This window comes from Mesorhizobium sp. LNHC229A00, assembly GCF_000502415.1.
Taxonomy (GTDB): domain Bacteria; phylum Pseudomonadota; class Alphaproteobacteria; order Rhizobiales; family Rhizobiaceae; genus Mesorhizobium.
The window spans coordinates 90,989-109,208 of sequence record NZ_AYWQ01000002.1 but is presented as its reverse complement, the minus strand read 5'-3'; the positions used below and the strand labels follow the sequence as shown (position 1 = coordinate 109,208).

The 18,220-nt window shown below is 63.5% G+C and carries 18 protein-coding genes and 1 pseudogene; 12 read left to right on the top strand and 7 right to left on the bottom strand.

Features of this window, described 5'->3' with window-relative positions; translation table 11 throughout:
- Positions 1-401 precede the first annotated feature (401 nt).
- Positions 402-605 (bottom strand): annotated as a pseudogene (locus X742_RS1000000175430) (glycosyltransferase); the annotation flags it as partial.
- 304 nt (positions 606-909) lie between these two features.
- On the bottom strand, positions 910-1,389 hold the full coding sequence (locus tag X742_RS165780) for an Lrp/AsnC family transcriptional regulator (RefSeq protein WP_023770207.1): 480 nt from the start codon (positions 1,387-1,389) through the stop codon (positions 910-912).
- Positions 1,390-1,652: 263 nt separating this feature from the next.
- Between X742_RS165780 and trxB the strand changes: the two genes are divergently transcribed.
- Both trxB and X742_RS165790 read left to right on the top strand, forming a co-directional pair.
- Complete coding sequence (gene trxB / locus X742_RS165785; protein WP_023770206.1) at positions 1,653-2,627, top strand: thioredoxin-disulfide reductase; 975 nt, start codon at positions 1,653-1,655, stop codon at positions 2,625-2,627.
- A gap of 88 nt (positions 2,628-2,715) precedes the next feature.
- The gene (locus X742_RS165790) at positions 2,716-3,612 is read left to right on the top strand and encodes a LysR family transcriptional regulator (protein ID WP_023770205.1); all 897 of its coding nucleotides are present in this window, start codon (positions 2,716-2,718) and stop codon (positions 3,610-3,612) included.
- A 20-nt stretch (positions 3,613-3,632) separates the two neighbouring features.
- On the opposite strand, the gene X742_RS165795 is transcribed toward X742_RS165790, so the two are convergent.
- Positions 3,633-4,130, bottom strand: a complete 498-nt coding sequence (locus X742_RS165795; protein WP_023770204.1) for an isoprenylcysteine carboxylmethyltransferase family protein — start codon at positions 4,128-4,130, stop codon at positions 3,633-3,635.
- 719 nt (positions 4,131-4,849) lie between these two features.
- On the bottom strand, positions 4,850-6,901 hold the full coding sequence (locus X742_RS165800; RefSeq protein WP_023770203.1) for an elongation factor G: 2,052 nt from the start codon (positions 6,899-6,901) through the stop codon (positions 4,850-4,852).
- 392 nt (positions 6,902-7,293) lie between these two features.
- Here X742_RS165800 and X742_RS165805 point away from each other — a divergent pair, with 392 nt between their 5' ends.
- On the top strand, positions 7,294-7,689 hold the full coding sequence (locus X742_RS165805) for a cupin domain-containing protein (protein ID WP_023770202.1): 396 nt from the start codon (positions 7,294-7,296) through the stop codon (positions 7,687-7,689).
- Positions 7,690-7,759: 70 nt separating this feature from the next.
- Here the strand turns inward: X742_RS165805 and X742_RS165810 are convergent, their stop codons facing one another.
- The gene (locus X742_RS165810; RefSeq protein ID WP_023770201.1) at positions 7,760-8,962 is read right to left on the bottom strand and encodes a pyridoxal phosphate-dependent aminotransferase; all 1,203 of its coding nucleotides are present in this window, start codon (positions 8,960-8,962) and stop codon (positions 7,760-7,762) included.
- Between the two features lie 217 nt (positions 8,963-9,179).
- On the opposite strand from X742_RS165810, the gene X742_RS165815 reads away from it, so the two are divergent.
- From X742_RS165815 to X742_RS165825, 3 genes are all read left to right on the top strand, one after another.
- Positions 9,180-10,076 carry an EAL domain-containing protein gene (locus tag X742_RS165815; RefSeq protein WP_023770200.1) on the top strand — a complete coding sequence of 299 codons (897 nt, stop codon included), beginning with the start codon at positions 9,180-9,182 and terminating at the stop codon, positions 10,074-10,076.
- On the top strand, positions 10,073-10,927 hold the full coding sequence (locus X742_RS165820; protein WP_023770199.1) for an EAL domain-containing protein: 855 nt from the start codon (positions 10,073-10,075) through the stop codon (positions 10,925-10,927). The genes X742_RS165815 and X742_RS165820 overlap by 4 nt, the downstream gene beginning before the upstream one ends.
- Before the next feature lie 231 nt (positions 10,928-11,158).
- Positions 11,159-11,767, top strand: a complete 609-nt coding sequence (locus X742_RS165825) for a glutathione S-transferase family protein (RefSeq protein ID WP_023770198.1) — start codon at positions 11,159-11,161, stop codon at positions 11,765-11,767.
- 243 nt (positions 11,768-12,010) lie between these two features.
- Here X742_RS165825 and X742_RS165830 read toward each other — a convergent pair whose 3' ends face one another.
- Positions 12,011-12,223, bottom strand: coding sequence for a cold-shock protein (locus X742_RS165830; RefSeq protein ID WP_015316174.1), 213 nt, complete (start codon positions 12,221-12,223; stop codon positions 12,011-12,013).
- Positions 12,224-12,497: 274 nt separating this feature from the next.
- Here X742_RS165830 and X742_RS165835 point away from each other — a divergent pair, with 274 nt between their 5' ends.
- Complete coding sequence (locus X742_RS165835) at positions 12,498-12,824, top strand: hypothetical protein (RefSeq protein ID WP_023770196.1); 327 nt, start codon at positions 12,498-12,500, stop codon at positions 12,822-12,824.
- A gap of 23 nt (positions 12,825-12,847) precedes the next feature.
- Here the strand turns inward: X742_RS165835 and X742_RS165840 are convergent, their stop codons facing one another.
- Positions 12,848-13,417 carry a methylated-DNA--[protein]-cysteine S-methyltransferase gene (locus X742_RS165840; protein WP_023770195.1) on the bottom strand — a complete coding sequence of 190 codons (570 nt, stop codon included), beginning with the start codon at positions 13,415-13,417 and terminating at the stop codon, positions 12,848-12,850.
- Positions 13,418-13,597: 180 nt separating this feature from the next.
- On the opposite strand from X742_RS165840, the gene X742_RS165845 reads away from it, so the two are divergent.
- From X742_RS165845 to X742_RS165865, 5 genes are all read left to right on the top strand, one after another.
- On the top strand, positions 13,598-14,530 hold the full coding sequence (locus tag X742_RS165845) for a lytic transglycosylase domain-containing protein (protein WP_023770194.1): 933 nt from the start codon (positions 13,598-13,600) through the stop codon (positions 14,528-14,530).
- Positions 14,531-14,535: 5 nt separating this feature from the next.
- The gene (locus X742_RS165850) at positions 14,536-15,024 is read left to right on the top strand and encodes a GNAT family N-acetyltransferase (protein WP_023770193.1); all 489 of its coding nucleotides are present in this window, start codon (positions 14,536-14,538) and stop codon (positions 15,022-15,024) included.
- A gap of 137 nt (positions 15,025-15,161) precedes the next feature.
- On the top strand, positions 15,162-16,430 hold the full coding sequence (locus tag X742_RS165855; protein WP_023770192.1) for an ABC transporter substrate-binding protein: 1,269 nt from the start codon (positions 15,162-15,164) through the stop codon (positions 16,428-16,430).
- 38 nt (positions 16,431-16,468) lie between these two features.
- Positions 16,469-17,383, top strand: a complete 915-nt coding sequence (locus X742_RS165860; RefSeq protein WP_051407597.1) for a sugar ABC transporter permease — start codon at positions 16,469-16,471, stop codon at positions 17,381-17,383.
- A 1-nt stretch (position 17,384) separates the two neighbouring features.
- On the top strand, positions 17,385-18,209 hold the full coding sequence (locus tag X742_RS165865) for a carbohydrate ABC transporter permease (protein WP_023770190.1): 825 nt from the start codon (positions 17,385-17,387) through the stop codon (positions 18,207-18,209).
- Positions 18,210-18,220: the final 11 nt, after the last annotated feature.

Genomic DNA, 18,220 nt, shown 5'->3' with positions numbered 1-18,220 from the left:
CGAAGCCGTGCCGGCCGCACAGGAAGTAGCGCTTGGCCAGGTAGAATTTGAGGAAGTTGCCGAACGGCGACAGCACCAGCCGCACCAGGCCGGGCTTCTTGCCTCTCTCGACCAGCGTCACCGCCTTGAGGCTGGAATAGGTGTTNACCCTCTTCGATCGTGTCGGTCTCGCCCGGCACGTGAATGGATTCATGCACCCGCGCCGTTAGATCCATGCTGGCGCCTTCCCTACGGAAAAGCCTGAGCAGCCTGTTGTGCAGCACCCAGCGATGGGCGTAACCGTAGCCCTTCAGCCAGTCGCGGCGGCGCATGTACCATCCGCTGGCCTTGCCGCCGGCCGCCCCGGCGATAGCCACGATCGACTGCCGCAACCGGTCGTCGACGCGCTCGTCCGGGTCGATCGAAAGGCACCAGGGCTGGTTGGCGTGGTCGAGCGCGAATTGCCGCTGGCGGGGGAAGCCCGGCCAGTCATTGTGCAGCAGCGTTATCGGATAGCCCTTGGCGATGTAGCTTTCAACGCATTCGACGGTGCCATCCGTCGAGCCGGAATCGACGATGATGATCTCGGCACAGAAATCGATGCTTTCCAGGCACGGGCCGATCATATCGGCCTCGTTCACGCAGATGATCAGCGCCGAGACCGGGCTTGCAAAACGGGTCATGGTCCCCTTCCCATGGCGGATTCTTCCCGGAATATACGCTGCTGGCGGCATCTGTTCTCAAGCAATTCCGGGCGGAAAAACCGTTACACATTTTTGCTGGAATTGCTTGAAAAACCAATGAAGCGTCAGTTGAGCGGCGAATCCGGCAGAGCCGTCCAGCCTTGTACATCAGCGTCTTTCGAATACCAACGCGGCACCGGTGGGGCGAATGTCGGGAATCTGCCCATCGCGCAGGTTTTCGCCTGGCTCAGGATCGCTCGAACGATACCAGGCCCTCATCCTTGACGCGGCGGATGGTGAGCGCGGTGCGCACCGTGTCGACGTTCGGCGTCGAGGTCAGCTCCTCGATGACGAAGGTCTGGAAGGCGCCGAGGTCGCTCGCCACGCAATGCAGCAGAAAGTCGGATTCGCCCGACACCATCCAGGCATCGCGCACGATCGGCCAGCCGCGCGTGCGCTCGGCGAAGATGCGCAGTTCGGCATCAGCCTGGTGATGCAGTCCGACCAGGCAGAAGGCAACGACATCGAGGCCCAGCGCCGGGGCGTTGAGCAGCGCGCGGTAGCCGCGAATGATGCCGGCTTCCTCCAGCCGCTTGACCCGGCGCAGGCAGGGCGGTGCCGAAATGCCGACGCGGTTCGAGAGCTCGACATTGGTCATGCGCCCGTCCGACTGAAGCTCGCGCAGGATCTTCCAGTCGATGGCGTCAAGATCGGCCTTGAGGGGCATCAGGGTTCTCGATGATCAGTGTGGCGCAAGAATCTTTCGCTATTTTGTAATTAAACGACTTTTGCGTCGAAGCCAGCCCTCGTCTACGCGATTGTGGACAGGTAACGAAAGCGGCCATCGCGCGAATATCCTTATGGGCCGAAGCTTTCCGGGGACGACGGTCCGTTCGTCTTGCTGGCGTGGTTGGCAGCCCTTACATTAAGCGCGATATTCCACGTCTTTTTTCCAAGGCACACTCGCTGTCCGCCCCGCAGAGGCTCCAAATGACCACCAAGCACGCGCCCGTCCTCATCATCGGTTCCGGTCCGGCCGGCTACACGGCGGCGGTCTATGCCGCGCGCGCCATGCTGAAGCCGATGCTGGTCGCCGGTCTGCAACAGGGCGGCCAATTGATGATCACCACCGATGTCGAGAACTACCCCGGTTTCGCCGATCCGATCCAGGGGCCGTGGCTGATGGAGCAGATGCTCAAGCAGGCCGAGCATGTCGGCACCGACATCATCAACGACATCATCACCGAGGTTGACCTCAACGTGCGACCGTTCCGCGCCATGGGCGATTCCGGCACGACCTACACGGCCGATGCGCTGATCATCGCTACCGGCGCGCAAGCCAAATGGCTGGGCATCCCGACCGAGCAGGACTTCATGGGGTTCGGCGTTTCCGCCTGCGCCACCTGCGACGGCTTCTTCTATCGCGGCAAGGATGTCGCTGTGGTCGGCGGTGGCAATTCGGCGGTGGAGGAGGCGCTCTATCTGTCCAACCTCGCCAAGAGCGTCACCGTCATCCACAGACGCTCGGACTTCCGTGCCGAACGCATCCTGCGCGAACGGTTGTTGAAGAAGGACAATGTCCGCGTCATCTGGGACACGATCGTCGATGAGATCACCGGCCGCCCCGGCAAGGCACCGCTGCCGCCTTCGGTCGAAGGGCTGAAGCTCAGGCATGCCGTGACCGGCGCCGAGAGCCACCTCAAGATCGACGGCGTCTTCGTGGCCATTGGCCATGCGCCCGCGGTCGAGCTGTTCGCCGGCAAGCTGAAGCAGAAGCCGAACGGCTATCTGTGGACAGCGCCGGATTCGACGCGCACCGACGTGCCCGGCGTGTTCGCCGCCGGCGACGTGACCGACGATATCTATCGGCAGGCCGTGACTGCGGCGGGGCTGGGCTGCATGGCCGCGCTCGAAGCGGAAAAGTATCTGGCCAGCATCGAAGTCCATCGCGAAGCGGCGGAATAGGGCCGCCGCAGACTGTAAAAAACGGCTTAGAAACGCCGTGTAAAAGCCTGATTTTTCATTCAGACGCCAACCGAAACGAGGGGAAATCATGGCGTTGGACTGGGACAAGCTACGCGTGTTTCACGCTGCGGCGGAAGCGGGGTCGTTCACGCATGCGGCCGAGACGCTGCATCTGTCGCAATCGGCGATCTCGAGGCAGGTCAGCGCGCTGGAACACGATGTCGGCGTGCCGCTGTTCAACCGTCATGCACGCGGCCTGGTGCTGACCGAACAGGGCGAGATGCTGTTCCGCACGGCGCATGACGTGCTGATGAAGCTCGAGACCATCAAGTCGCGGCTGACCGAGACCAAGGACCGGCCGTCCGGCGTGCTCAGGGTAACGACGACCGTTGGCCTCGGCGCCGGCTGGTTGACCGAGCGGGTGCAGGAGTTCATCGAACTCTATCCCGAAATCAGCTTGCAGCTGATCCTCGCCAACGAGGAACTCGACCTCACCATGCGCCAGGCCGATTGCGCCATCCGGCTACGCCAGCCGCAACAGCCGGACCTGATCCAGCGCCGCCTGTTCACCGTGCATTTCCACCTCTACGCAGCCCCCTCTTATGTCGCCAAGCACGGCAAGCCGAGCTCGGTCGCGGAGCTGAGAACCCATCGCATCGTCACCTTCGGCCTGCCCGTGCCGTCGCATCTGTCGGAGTTGAACTGGCTGGAGACGGTCGGCGATTTCGAGAGCGGCCAGCGCGTGCCGTCGCTGCAGATCAACGACATCCTATCGATCAAGCGCGCCGTGCAGGGCGGCGCCGGCATCGCCATGCTGCCGGACTATGTGATCAGCAAGGATTCCGGCCTGGTGCAGCTGCTGCCGGAGACCGAAGTGCCGTCCTTCGACACCTATTTCGCCTATCCCGACGCGATGAAGAACCAGGCCAAGCTGCACGTGTTTCGCGACTTCATCATCGCCAAGGCCAGAAGCTGGTCGTTCTGATCCAAGTCGGGTCCGCGAGCCTATCCCTTCCAAGGTGTCATCCGCGGCAGCCAGCCCGGTACGTTGCGGCGGTAGGCCTCGTATTCGGCGCCATAGCGGTCGGCGAGCGTCGGCTCCTCGTAGAGCTTGACGAAGGTCACCATGGCAGCCGCCGCGATTGCCGCGTAGGCAGCGATCGACCAGCTTGAGAACAGCAGCGCCTGGCCCAGAATGATCGACAGCACGGCAACATACATGGGGTTGCGGACATGGCGGTAGATGCCGCCGATCACCAGCCTTTCGGTCGGCGCGACGGGGGCGGGTGTGCCCAGCCCCTCCAGCGCGAAGCGGGCGAAGGCATGCAGCAACACTGCGGCCGCGGCAATGACGAGCACGCCGCCCGTGAGAGCAAACAAGGGCAGGGGCGACCATGGCAGGCCCCAGCTATCGCTGAGCAGCCAGGGAATCAGCCCGGCGACAACGCCGGGAGCCGCAATCAGGAAAATGCCGCTGCCGGCGATCGCCGAAAACCTGCGCAATGGTCGATCCTCGCTTGAATGCCTTGGAATTGAACCGCCGCTGCCTCATTCAACATCATCAGTGTTTTTGGACGTTCGGGAGCAAAATCGGTCGGGATTGGCGTTTTCGAGACGACAATGACCCGAAATCGCGGCTCATTTTCACGATTCTGCTGGTCCTATTGGCTTCCGGAACGGGTTGGACCACAGCCTGTGCCTTTTTGCATGTGTGTGTTGCAAAATAGATGCTTGTTTCTTGGGCATGAAGAGCACATATTTAGATCATCTCCTGGACGCGTTCTCCTCCCATTAGCGTCCTCGAGTGTTCCCCTCTGGAGGTTAGCCTTAACAGGCACTTCCAATCAAACTCAGCCGGATCTTCATTGATCCGGCTTTTTTGTTGCCTGCATGCCACTGGGATGGCTGAAAAATTCACCAGAATTGCCGCGTAACAGTGTCATGTAACCTCTGGTAACATGACAAGGACACCCTCCATCTGCTAAGTGAATGATAGGACGCGGTGTGGTTCGGACGGGAGATGGGGGCATCACTCGTACGGCCCGGGCTCAGGCGGCTACCGCGTCCGAACCTTTTCCGCCGAAGCGCGGCGACCTTGACATGCGGCGGACCTGCCGTTTTTCCTCCCGAGAAAACGGTCCGCAAAACAAAACGACGTCCGGCCCCCCGGGCGTCGTTTTTGGTTTTTGCCCCCCGATCGTTCGATCGGGCGCCGGACGAAATCAGGCAGCCTTGCCGTTGGCGTTCATTGCTTCGTCGGCGAGACGGCCAGTCAGCTCGGCCATGTGATCGAAAACGGCGCGGTAGCTGGCAACGCCTGAGGTGGCCGAGCGCAGCTCGATGATCAGATCGCCGATCTCGGCCTGCGGCATGGTCGCCTCGACGACATCCCATCCCGGCCAGTCGGGCCGCGCGTCATAGCCGAGGATCTGGCCGCGCCGCTGCGGGATCAGCGCGATGATCTTCGACGTCGCGTCCGACGGCGTGACGATCTCGACCTTCATCACCGGTTCCAGAAGCACCGGCGAGCAGGCGGCCATGCCTTCCTTCATGGCGAGCTTGGCCGCCATCTGGAAGGCCATGTCGGAGGAATCGACCGCATGGTACGAGCCGTCCGACAGGTTGACCGCGACGTCGACCACGGGGAAGCCGAGCGGGCCGGACTTGAGGTAATCGCGTATGCCTGTCTCGACCGACTGGATGTAGGTCTTGGGCACGACGCCGCCCGTGATGGTGTCGGTGAACTGGAAGCCGGAGCCGCGCGGCAGCGGCTTGATCTCGATCACCACATCGCCGAACTGGCCGTGGCCGCCCGACTGCTTCTTGTGGCGGCCGCGCTGCTGCACCGGCTTTCGGATCGTCTCGCGATAGGGCACCGCCGGCGCATGGCCTTCCACCGGTATCTGGTTCTTGCCCTCCAGCCGCTCGCGCACGACGCGCAGATGCATCTCGCCATGCCCTGACAGCACGGTCTCGGCCGAATCCTGGTTGTGGCGCAGGCTGAGCGAGGGATCCTCCTCGGCCAGGCGCTGGATGGCGGCCGACATCTTGACCTCGTCCTTGCGCTCCCTGGGGCGCAGCGCGAAGGCGAAGACCGGCTGCGGCGGCTCGACATCGAAGAGCTGTTTGGCTCCGCCTTTGGCCGAGGTGAGCGTCTGGCCAGTCTTGACCGCGTCCAGTTTGCCGAGCGCCACGGTGTCGCCGGTCCTGGCGGCGGTCAGCTTGACCTGATCCTTGCCCAGCATCCTGTAGATTCCGGAAACCTTGGCGGTGTCGCCGCCGGGCAGCCACAGTTCCGAGCCGTCGGTGACCTGGCCGGACAGGATGCGCGACACCGACAGCTTGCCGCCATGCGGCGTGTGGATGGTCTTCATCACCTGGACCACCGTCGCATTGCCGTCCGGGGCGCCGAGCCGCTTGCGGGTCGCCTCGATGTCGGGCGCATCGTGGCGGATCGTCTTCAAGAGGCGCAGCACGCCATTGCCTTTCTCGGCGGTGCCGATCAGCACCGGCGTCACCGCGCCTTCGCGCAGATCGGCGGCGAGGTCGTCGAAGATCGCGTCCTTCGGTGGCTCTATCTCTTCCAGGAGTTGCTCCATCAACTCATCGTCATGATCGGCCAGCGTCTCCAGCATGGAGAAGCGCGCCTGCAGTTCGCGCGCCTTGTCGTCACCCGGTATCTCGGCCACCTCGCTCTCGGCATATTCGCGGTAGATGTAGGCGCGCTCCAGCGCCAGATCGATCGAGCCGATGACGACGCCGTCCTTGCGCAGCGGAATCTGGCGCAGAAGCAGCGGCGCCGCGCTTGTCGGCTGAAGCATCTTCAGCGTATCGCGCACGCCCGCGATCGCCTTGTCGACCTTGTTGAGGAACAGGATGCGCGGCACGCCGAGATCGTCGAGCTTGCGCATGATAAGCTGCAAGGCGGGGATCTTCTTTTCGTCGGCCTCGGCCACGACCACCGCGACGTCGCAGGCGGCGAGCACCGGTTCGGCCTCGAAGGAGAATTCGATCGATCCGGGGCAGTCGATGAAGGTGAACTGCTCGCCCATGAACTCGGTGGTGGCGATCGACGCCTCGACGCTCATGGCGTGGGCGCGGGCCTCGGGCGAATGATCTGAAACGGTGTTGCCAGAGGAAACTGGGTTCTGGCGGGGGATGGCCCCGGTACGCGCCAATATGGCTTCCAGAAGTGTCGTCTTACCGCTTGCGAAGGGACCGACTATGGCAATGCATTTCGGTCCCGTGCGTCGTCCTCCGGCGCGAGTACCCATGACTGACCTCCACTCAGGCGTTTCCTGGGGACCGACTGGCGTTCATGGTTCAGGCCAGGGTCAATCGGTCCTGAGCGGCGGCCGGCCTGTTCGACCGTCGCGGGCGGTCTGTGTCGACCTGCCCGCGATTATCGTCCCACTTGTTTGCCGGCAGGGCAAGAAAAATAGAAGCAGGCACCGGCGGTCGTCTCGGGCGCCGAGCGCGAGCGGTTCGCCCCAGCGCCCGCCAAGATGCGCGAGCGTCCCATGAGGGCAAGGTTCATGATCAAAAATCAGGCTTTGTCGGAGCGGGCTGACACACGGCTGGTTGCGTCCGGGCCTATCCGGGTCGAGAATGTGTTGACTTCAAGGGTCGGCGTCTCGCCAACTCCCAACAGCCTTAGGGACAGACGATGAAGATCATTGCTTGCGGCAGTGTGCCGACCGTTATAGCGCCGGAAAAATACTTCACCGGCCGGGTTCTGCAGACGCCAATCATCGAGAAGGAGCCGCCGGCGCGGCTCCGGGCCACGCTGGTCAGTTTCGAGCCCGGCGCGCGCACCCACTGGCACACGCATCCGCTTGGCCAGACGCTTTATGTCACCGCGGGCGCCGGCCTGGTACAGACATGGGACGGGCCAATCCAGGAAATAAGGGCCGGTGACGTCATCTCCTTCGCGCCCGGCGAGAAGCATTGGCATGGCGCGGCGCCGAAATCGGCAATGACGCACATCGCTATGCAGGAGGCGCTCGACGGCGTCCATGCCGACTGGCTGGAAGAAGTGACTGCGGCCCAATATAGCGGCTGAGTGCCGTATCCACAAAACCCGGCGGAAACGCCCGACAGCGGTGACGCCGGGTTGTTTCGGATCTACTCGATCAGGTCAGCGATGCCGTGAAGCGCTGGATGCGCGTGCAGGCTTCCTCCAGCAGTGCATCCGAGGTGGCGTAGGAGATGCGGAAGTTGGGGCCAAGGCCGAAGGCCGAGCCGAACACCACCGCGACGCCCTCGGCCTCGAGCAGTTCCGAACAGAAGGCCTCGTCGGTGTCGATCACCTTGCCGGCCCTGGTTTTCTTCCCGATCAGCTGGGCGCACGACGGATAGACATAGAAGGCGCCTTCCGGCGACGGGCAGGTGATGCCACGCGCCTGGTTGAGCATCGAGACGACGAGGTCCCGCCTGCCTTGAAAGATCGCCTTGTTCTTGGCGATGAAATCCTGCGGGCCATTCAACGCCTCGACCGAAGCCCATTGCGCAATGGTGCAGGCGCCGGAGGTCTGCTGGCCCTGAATCATGTCCATCGCCTTGATCAGCTGGACGGGACCGGCGGCGTAGCCGATGCGCCAGCCGGTCATGGCATAGGCTTTCGAGACGCCATTCATGGTCAGCGTGCGCTCGTAGAGCTTCGGCTCGACCTCGGCGATGGTCTTGAAGACGAAGTCGCCATAGGTCAGGTGTTCGTACATGTCGTCGGTCAGCGTCCAGACCTGCGGGTGCTTCAACAGCACGTCGGCGAGCGCCCGCAGTTCGGCCTCGGTATAGGCCGCGCCCGAAGGGTTCGACGGCGAGTTCATCAGCAGCCATTTGGTCTTTGGCGTGATTGCCTTCTCCAGCGCTGCCGGCGTCAGCTTGAAGCCATTGTCGATCGAGGTGTCGGCAAACACCGACGTGCCGCCGCAGATCGCCACCATTTCGGGATAGCTGACCCAGTAGGGGCGGGGGATGATGACCTCGTCGCCAGGGTTCAGCGTCGCCATGAAGGCGTTGAACAGGATCTGCTTGCCGCCGGTGCCGACGATGGTCTGCTCGGGCTTGTAGTCGAGATTGTTCTCGCGCTTGAACTTTTTCGCGATCGCCTCGCGCAGCGGCACGATGCCCGAAACTGGCGGATACTTGGTCTCGCCACGGCGAATGGCCTCGATCGCCGCTTTCTTGATGTTGTCGGGCGTGTCGAAATCGGGCTCGCCGGCGCCAAGGCCAATGATGTCCCGCCCGGCATTTTTCAGCTCGCGCGCTTTCTGCGTCACCGCGATGGTGGCGGAAGGCTTAACGCGGGAAAGGGTGTCGGCAAGAAAGGCCATGACCTTTTGTCTCTCCAAAGGATCGGCGCGGCCAGGAGCGGCCGCGGCGCTTCTCATGTCGCAACATTCCCGTCAGCGCAAGCCTTGTCGGCTGGGCCAAGTGGGGACGGCGCGGTCAATCAGGCGTGATCGGCAGAGGAAAGTTCATTAACGGGCGGTAGAGGCTTGCATGGCAGGATCGCGGTTCAATTCCGCCAGGTCGCGGAGCGAGGAACCTTTGTCACGCAGCATCGGACTTGCCCAAATCGTCCGTCATGATGACGGCACCTCGAGCGGTGTCTGGGGCATTTATACCCTGCAAAGCGCTTTTCAGCCGATATTTGCCTTTAATGAGGGCAAGCTTTCGGTTGCCGCCTTCGAAGGGCTGATCCGCCCGTTTCGCGACGGCGAGCCGCAATCGCCAATGAGCTTTTTTTCGACCTGTCCGGCGGTCGACCGTCTGCATGTCGAGGCGCTGACCAGGACGCTGCATCTGCTCAATGCCGGCGTCTGCCTGCCGCAAGAGGCGTCGATCTTCATCAATTTCGACCCGTCGGTATTCACCGAGCGCGCTGTCGCCGACAGTGCCTTGCGTGACATGCGGCTGGTGCTGCACGAAGCCGGCATCGATCCGGGCCGCGTCGTTTGCGAGGTGACGGAGCAGAGATCGGCATCGCAGGAGACCCTGCACGGCTTCGTCGCCGCGCTCAGGGCCAACGGCTTCCGGATCGCCGTCGACGACTATGGCGCCGACGATTCCGACATCACCCGCGTCAAGGAATTGCGCCCCGACATCGTCAAGTTCGATGCTCACTGGATCACGCAACTGATGGAATCGGGCGCCGGTTTCGCGCTGCTGACATCCATGGTGAGGAGCTTCGAGGACCAGGGCATCCGCACCGGGTTCGAAGGCATCGAGGAAGGCTGGCAACTGGAGCTGGCCGAACGATCCGGCGCCTCGATGGTCCAGGGCTATGTGCTGGCCCGCCCAGAACTGGCGCCGACGAGTTTCCGCGCTTTCGGCCAGGGCAGTCCCGAGCCGGCTCCTCCCTCGAGCCATGCGTCCGCTGCCGCCGCCGTCGCGCCGCGAACCGGGCGGCCCGCAAAAGCCTTCGGGCGCAAGGTGGCGCGATGAGCCGCGAGCGGCGGCGCACCGTCGGCGATGCGATCTTCATCGACGAGATCGGCATCGAATGTGGGATCCATGGCGACTTCCGCCTGCGCAGCGCCTACCAGCCAATCTACGCCCCGCGCGGCGGCAGCTTGCATCCGGTGGCCGTAGAGGGCCTGATCGAACCGCACCGTGCCGGCCGGCCAGTGTCGCCTCGGATGTTCTTCGACAGCATCGCGGCTCCGGAGCGGCTGTACGTCGAAACAATGTGCCGGGTGCTGCATCTGAGAAATTTCCATAATATCGGGGTCGACGGGCTCGACCTGTTCTTCAACTACAATCCTCTGGTCAACGACCATGCTGGGCGGGCGCTGGCCGAGATCCGGCTAATGAGCCGGCACCTCGACGAACTCGGCCTGGCGCCAGCCATGCTGGTGTGTGAAATCACCGAGCAGGCGGCGGACGATGCGCTGCTGGCCCGGCTGGTGCGTGAAATGCGGCGCGACGGCATCCGCATCGCCATTGACGATTTCGGCACCGGCCATTCGACCGTGGAGCGGGTGAGCCTGCTTCAGCCCGACATCGTCAAGATCGATGGCGGCTGGTTCGCGGAATTCTGCCGCCACGCCGCCGCCGAACGCTTCTTCCGCCCGCTGGTGTCCAGCCTCCACGATCGCGGTGCCAAGGTGCTGGTCGAGGGTATCGAGCAGCCCACCCATTTGCGTGTCGCGCTCGAAGGCGGGGTCGATTTGCTGCAGGGCTTTCTGCTCGGGCGTCCGGCGCTGGCCGGCACCATCTTCAACGAAGAGCCGCTTGCCGTCGATGCGCTGCTGGGCTTCGACAACAAGGTCGTACCATTGCATAAGCGGCGTTGATGGTCGCGCCAAAACAAATCATTGGTTGAGGATGGTGCCGCTGCGATAATCGGCTCGCAGAAGCAGCGCTCCGGGGAACCATGATGATACTTTACAGCATGATCGATANTTCGACAACAAGGTCGTACCATTGCATAAGCGGCGTTGATGGTCGCGCCAAAACAAATCATTGGTTGAGGATGATGCCGCTGCGATAATCGGCTCGCAGAAGCAGCGCTCCGGGGAACCATGATGATACTTTACAGCATGATCGATAGCGGCAATTGCTACAAGCCGCGTTTGCTGATGGCCAAGCTCGGCCTTGCCTTCACCACTGTCGAGGTGAGTTCGCATACCGGCGATACGCGCAAGGCCGATTTCGTCGCCAAGAACCCGAACGCCATGGTGCCATTGCTGGAACTGGACGACGGCCGGCGGCTGGCAGAATCCAACGCCATCCTGCTCTATCTCGCCGAAGGCACACGCTTGCTGCCCGCGGACAAGTATGAGCGCGGGCTCGCTTATCAGTGGCTGTTCTTCGAACAATACAGCCACGAGCCCTATATCGCCGTGCGCAAGGCGCTGCTGACCTTTCCGGAGCGGGCCGCGGATGCCACGCCGGAGCGGCTGGCGGCGACGCTGGAGCGCGGCAACAAGGCGCTCGGCGTCATGAACACATATCTCGAAAACAACGACTTCTTCGCCGGCCGCACATTCAGCATCGCCGACATCGCGCTCTATGCTTATACCCACACGGCGGAGCAGGGCGGCTTCCAGCTCGACGCCTATCCGTCGGTGGTCGCCTGGCTGGGCCGCGTGGAGGCGGACCCGCGGCATGTGCCGATCGAGTGGGTGGGGTAGGCAAGGCAGGCCATTGGCGAAAGCGGCAACACAGCTCTGAGCCCCAGACAAATAAAAAGGCGGGATAAATCCCGCCTTCCCATTTCGGTAGCCTGATTGGGAGCATCCGGTCCGGGCTGGCAGCTATCTGCTGTTCCAGCTTGTCGGGTCTTTCCGCTCCGGCGCGCTTCTCGCGCGACCGTCAGTACATCCGTGACTTGCCGCGCGCCCCGAACTCTCGTCCGGCGCGCGCCATTTTCAAAATCAGGCTGCCTTGCTCAGAGAACCAGCGGACGACTTGCCAGTGCGGCGGTCCTGCTCGATCTCGAAGTTGATCTTCTGGCCTTCGACCAGGGTCGACAGTCCAGCGCGCTCGACAGCCGAGATGTGGACGAAAACGTCCGCGCCGCCGCTGTCAGGCTGGATGAAGCCGAAACCCTTGGTGGCGTTGAACCACTTGACCGTTCCAGTTGCCATAAAAATAGTCCTTCACATTTGCTTTGGTATGACCGGACCGAAGTCCAGCCGGTGTGCATCGAGATTTTGGAGATAGACGTCAGCAAACGCGAAGATCGCGAGGCCCGGATCGATCGGCCGAAATATCAATGGGGCTGATATAGGCTGCTTTCGCACAAAAAACAAGACTGCGTGAAAACGTCGTGATCTGGGGTCGCCCAACGGCCGCCCCAATCTGGTGAAACCGTGGCGCAAGATCGTGCCGTCCCGGGCGGCGGATCGAGGGGAGAGGACCATGAAAACCATCGTGCTTGCCACCTGCCTCACGCTGGTGGCCGCCCAGGCGCAGGCGATCTCGCGCTACGACCCGACACGTTTGAGCTGCGGCAAGGTCCAGTCGGCGATCGCGCGCCAAGGTGCGGTTATCCTTCGCTATCAGTCGAAGCGGGTGCCGGGGCTGCCGCTCTATGACCGCTATGTGCAGAGCCAGCAGTTCTGCACCATGGGCGAGGTGCGGACGCGCGCCTATGTGCCGAGCGCCGACACCAAGTCCTGCCCGGTGTACAACTGCAAGCGGCCGGACAATGAGCATTTCAGGCATCGATTCATCCGGCGCCATTAGCCCCCGGGAGCGGCTTACTGCTCTCAAAACCCGAAAGACACCTGCGCCGGCGGCGGCGGGCCGACATGCACGCCTTCCATGGCCAGCATCTTTTCCTTGGTGACGGAGCCGCCGGGCGCCGAGAAGCCGCCGATCTTGCCACCGGCGGCAAGAATGCGGTGGCACGGGATGACCAAGGGCACTGGATTGGCGCCAAGGGCCGCCCCTGTTTCGCGCGGCAGGCCGGCATGGCCGGCACGCTTGGCGAGTTCGCCATAGGTGGTGGTTTCGCCATAGCTGAGCTTTCGTGCCGCGTTGTAGATGGCGAGGCGGAAATCGTCGATGCCATCGAGATCGACGGGAAAGCCGGTGAAATCGACGTCCTCGCCAGCAGCGTAAGCCTTGATCGAGGCGATCAGTTCGACCACCCATGACGGCTGGGCCGTGGAGGCGGAAATGCCGGCATGGCGCATCAACCGCCGCTCCACCGCTTCGCGGCTGCGTTCCGGCAGGCAAAGACGGATCAGGCCCTTTTCGCTCCAAGCGATGCCCATGAAACCGATCACTGTTTCTAACACTGCGTGGCCGGCCGTGATCGAAGATGTCGTTTGCATGCTGAGCTCCTTTCCGCAAAGCGGCAAAATCCGGGATTCCCGCAGGTACATATCAGGAACGATATGGCATCACGGCCTGCATCCCGCCACCCGAAAACCACCAGATGGCCCCGATTGCTACCCAGGAATCGCTGGTGTAAGGAAAACTTAACACCCGACAAACCGGACATCGAACGCGGCTTGCCAGCAAAACAAACCCTTATCGCCATCGGCGTGATCGTGGCGGCTGCCGGCATCAGCGGCTGCACCTCGACCTCACGGATGAAGGCCGCGCCGTCCCTGACCGAAACCGCGACTGTCGCCGGCAGCGATGCCGGCTTCACCATCCCCTTGCCGGAAACGGTTTCGGTGTTGCCGCAATCCTCTGGAATCAAGCCTGTTCAGGCGGCTGAATTGACTCCCAGCCCGGCCACGCCCGCCCTTGATGCCGTCGCCCAGCCGACCGCGGCGCCCGCCGCCTTTGCCGGGGCGACCCCAACGGCGCCGGCGATACCCGCCGTGATGACCGCCAATGCCTGGCAGGCGCCGGCCCCGGCGAAAGCCGGCCGGCCGATCCAGTCGGCGGAGACCTACAGGACCGCCGGGCTCATCATGCCAGCGGTTGCCAAGGGCGGCCAGAAACTGCCTGGCGTGCAGCAGGTGGCCTATGTCGTGCCGCAGAACCCGGCCGCGCTGGTGCAGTTCCCGTTGGCGCCGGTCGAGCCGGAAGAGCAGGTGACCGGCATGCGCGGCGATGTGGACCGGCTGATCGTCAAATACGCCGCCTTCTACCAGGTGCCGGTGGATCTGGTGCGCTATGTCGTCAATCGCGAGAGTACCTACAATCCCAAGGCGTACAATAACGGCCATTGGGGGCTGATGCAGATCAAGCACGCGACGGCGCGCGGCATGGGCTATGACGGGCCGGCCAAAGGCCTGTTCGACGCCGAGACCAACCTCAAATACGCGGTCAAATATCTGCGCGGCGCCTGGCTGGTCTCCAACGGCAACGCCAAGAAGGCCGACTGGCTCTACCAGACCGGCTATTATTTCGACGCCAAGCGCAAGGGCCTGCTCGAGGCGACCGGCCTCGGCGCCGACCGCAAGCGCGGGCGTCTTCAGCCCGACGCCTGAGCGCGATGCCCGAACCGCGCCCGCCGGCTCCAAACGACATCCGGCTGCGCAAGATCCTCGATGAGACGCTCGTTCCACCGCATTGGCCGGACGGCTTCCTCATGCGCTCGTTCGAGCGCGGCGACGCGCCGCCCCTGCATGCGTTGCTGGGCGAAGTGTTCGACGACGGCACCGACGGCCCCTTCGACGAATGGTGGCCGCGCATATCCGAAGACCCCGAATTCGACCCGGCGCTGTGTTTCCTCGTCATCGACGCCAAGGGCAGGCTGGCGGCGGCTGCACTGTGCTGGAGCTCGGCGTTCGTCAAGGATTTGGCCGTTCATCCCGAGGCGCGCGGCAAGGGTGTCGGCGAAGCGCTGATGTGGCACGCCTTCGCCATTTTTCGCGACCGGGGCGCCGCCCATGTCGATCTCAAGACCAATACGCTCGAGAACCCCGCCGCCGTGCGGCTCTATGAGCGGCTGGGCATGAGGCCCGTCGCCTGGGAAGGCTGACCGACGACGTTGATCCGTCCCCTTCACCGGCGATGGCTGTTCGGGAACCCAAGGCGCTGCTCCGCATTCAATGAACGGTGGGGCCTGACCGGCTGCCGGTGCGGTGCGCCGGCGGCTGCCAAGGGAGATCCACCGCGATGAAGCTTTTCCACGCATGGCTGGCGTTGAGCGTCGCTGTCGTGCTCGCGGCGGGTCCGGCGCGATCGGTAGAGCTGTCGATCGTGTCGGGCGACACCGGCAACGGCCTCAAGGTGCTGCGCGAGATCCTCGACCGCTATGAGAAGGAGAGCGGCGACACGGTCACCATCGTCGCCATGCCGTCGTCGGGGACCGACCAGTTCGGCCAGTACAGGCTGTGGCTCGCTGCCGGCAACAGCGACGTCGACGTCTACCAGACCGATGTCATCTGGGCACCGCAGCTCGCCAGCCAGTTCGTCGACCTGACCCAGGCGACCAGGGATGTCGTGGCCAAGCATTTCCCGTCGATTATCCAGTCGCAGACCGTCGACGGCAGGCTGGTGGCGCTGCCGATCTTCACCGATGCGCCGGCGCTCTACTACCGCAAGGATCTGCTCGACAAATACGGCGCCAAGGTGCCGGCCACCTGGAAGGAACTGGGCGACACCGCCAGGCTGGTGATGGATAAGGAGCGGGCCTCGGGCAACAGGGATATCTGGGGTTTCGTCTTCCAGGGCAATGCCTATGAAGGGCTGACCTGCGACGCGTTCGAATGGGTGGTGTCGAATGGCGGCGGTCATATCGTCGAGCCGGATGGCGCGATTTCCATCAACAACCCCCAGGCGGCGGCCGCGCTCGACATGGCCAAGGCCTGGATCGGCACCATCGCACCGCCCGGCGTGCTCGCCTACCAGGAAGAGGAGGCGCGCGGCGTGTGGCAGACCGGCAATGCGGTCTTCATGCGCAACTGGCCCTATGCCTATGCGCTGGGCAACAGCCAGGGGTCGCCGATCAAGGGCAAGTTCGATGTCGCGCCGCTGCCGGCTGGCACGGGCGAGGGCGCGCGGCCGGCAGCGACGCTCGGCGGCTGGAACCTCGCGGTCTCGAAATATTCCAAGCACCCGGATGCCGCGATCGACCTGGTCAAGTACATCGCCTCGCCGGAAATGCAGAAATACCGCACGCTCAAGACCGCCAACCTGCCGACCATCCAGGCGCTCTATGACGACCCCGACATCGCCCGGCAACAGCCGATCATTCCACACTGGAAGGAGGTCTTCCTCAGTGCCGGGCCACGGCCCTCGGCGGTGACGAGGAACAAGTACAATGAGGCGTCCAGCCAGTTCTGGAACGCCGTCCATAAGACCTTGTCCGGCGAAGGCAGCGCCGCCGACAATCTGGCCGACCTCGAAGCGACGCTGACCCGGCTGAAAGGCAAGGGCTGGTGAGCGCGCACCCGGCCGATGCGCGCTCTGGTTCGAGGCTGATGAGCCAGCGTGTGCGCTCGGCATGGCTGTTCCTGGCGCCGATGCTTGCGGTGCTCGCCGCCGCTGCTGGCTGGCCGCTGGCGCGCACGGTCTATTTCAGCTTCACCGATGCCTCGCTGTCGGACCTCGACGCCCGCCAATGGGCCGGCTTGGCCAATTATGTCTCGGTCCTGCGCATGCCGAGCGGGCGGGTCATCTACGACGGGCTGCTTCTCGACCCGGTCTGGTGGGGCGCTGTGTGGAACACCGTGCGGTTCGCGGTGGTTTCGGTGACCTGCGAGACGATCCTCGGCATGGTCGTCGCCCTGGTGCTCAACGCCGAATTCCCCGGCCGCGGCATCGTCAGGGCGGCGATCCTTATTCCCTGGGCGATCCCGACCATCGTCTCGGCGAAGATGTGGCAGTGGATGCTGAACGACCAGTTCGGCATCATGAATGTCGTGCTCATCAACCTAGGGCTGATCGACCACAAGATCGCCTGGACCGCCAGCGCCGATACGGCAATGGCGGCGGTGCTGATCATCGACATCTGGAAGACGACGCCCTTCATGGCGCTGCTGATCCTTGCGGCGCTGCAGATGCTGCCGCGCGAAATCATCGAGGTCGCCAGGCTGGACGGCGCCAATCCCTGGCAGATCTTCTGGCGCGTGACCTTGCCGCTGATCCGCCCGGCGGTGATGGCGGCGGTGATCTTCCGGGTGCTCGATGCGCTGCGAATCTTCGACCTGATCTATGTGCTGACGCCCAACAATGCGCACACCAAGTCGATGTCGGTGTTCGCCCGCGAGAACCTGTTCGAGTTCGACAAGTTCGCCAATGGCTCGGCCGCCTCGACCCTGCTCTTCCTCATCCTCGCTCTGCTCACCATCCTCACCATCCGCATTGGCCGGATAAGCCTGGACGGAGGTCGCTGAGATGTGGCTCCTGAAGCGCATGGCCTTTTATCTGCTGGTCGGAGCAATCGTGCTCATCGCGGTGTTCCCGTTCTATTACGCCATCGTCACCAGCCTCAAATCGGGGACCGAGCTGTTCCAGGCCGACCTATGGCCGAAGGCGCCCAGCCTCGGCAATTACCGCAACGTGCTGGCCGAAGGCGCCTTCCTGCGCAACCTCCTGAACTCGCTGGTGGTTTCGGGCGCGGTGGTGGCGCTGTCGCTGTTCCTCGGCGTCACCGCGGCCTACGCGCTGGCGCGTATCCGCTTTCGCGGCCGCTCGGCATTGCTGTTCGCCATCCTGTCGGTCTCGATGTTCCCGCAGGTGGCGGTGCTGGCCGGGCTGTTCGAGCTGGTGCGGCTGTTCGGCCTCTACAATTCGCTTTTCGCGCTGATCTTCTCCTACATGATCTTCACGCTGCCGTTTACCGTCTGGGTGCTCACCGCTTTCGTGCGCGACCTGCCGGTGGAGGTCGAGGAAGCGGCGATCCTCGACGGCGCGACGCCGTGGATCATCATCACGCGCATCTTCCTGCCGCTGATGTGGCCGGCGCTGGCGACCACCGGGCTGCTGGCCTTCATCGGCGCCTGGAACGAGTTCCTGTTTGCCCTGACCTTCACCTCCAACGACGCGCGGCGGACCGTGCCGGTGGCGATCGCGCTGCTCTCGGGCAATTCGCAGTTCGAAATCCCCTGGGGCAACATCATGGCCGCCTCGGTGATCGTCACGGTGCCGCTGGTGGTGCTGGTGCTGATCTTCCAGCGCAAGATCGTCTCCGGCCTCACCGCCGGCGGGGTCAAGGGGTGAGGGGCGGTCGC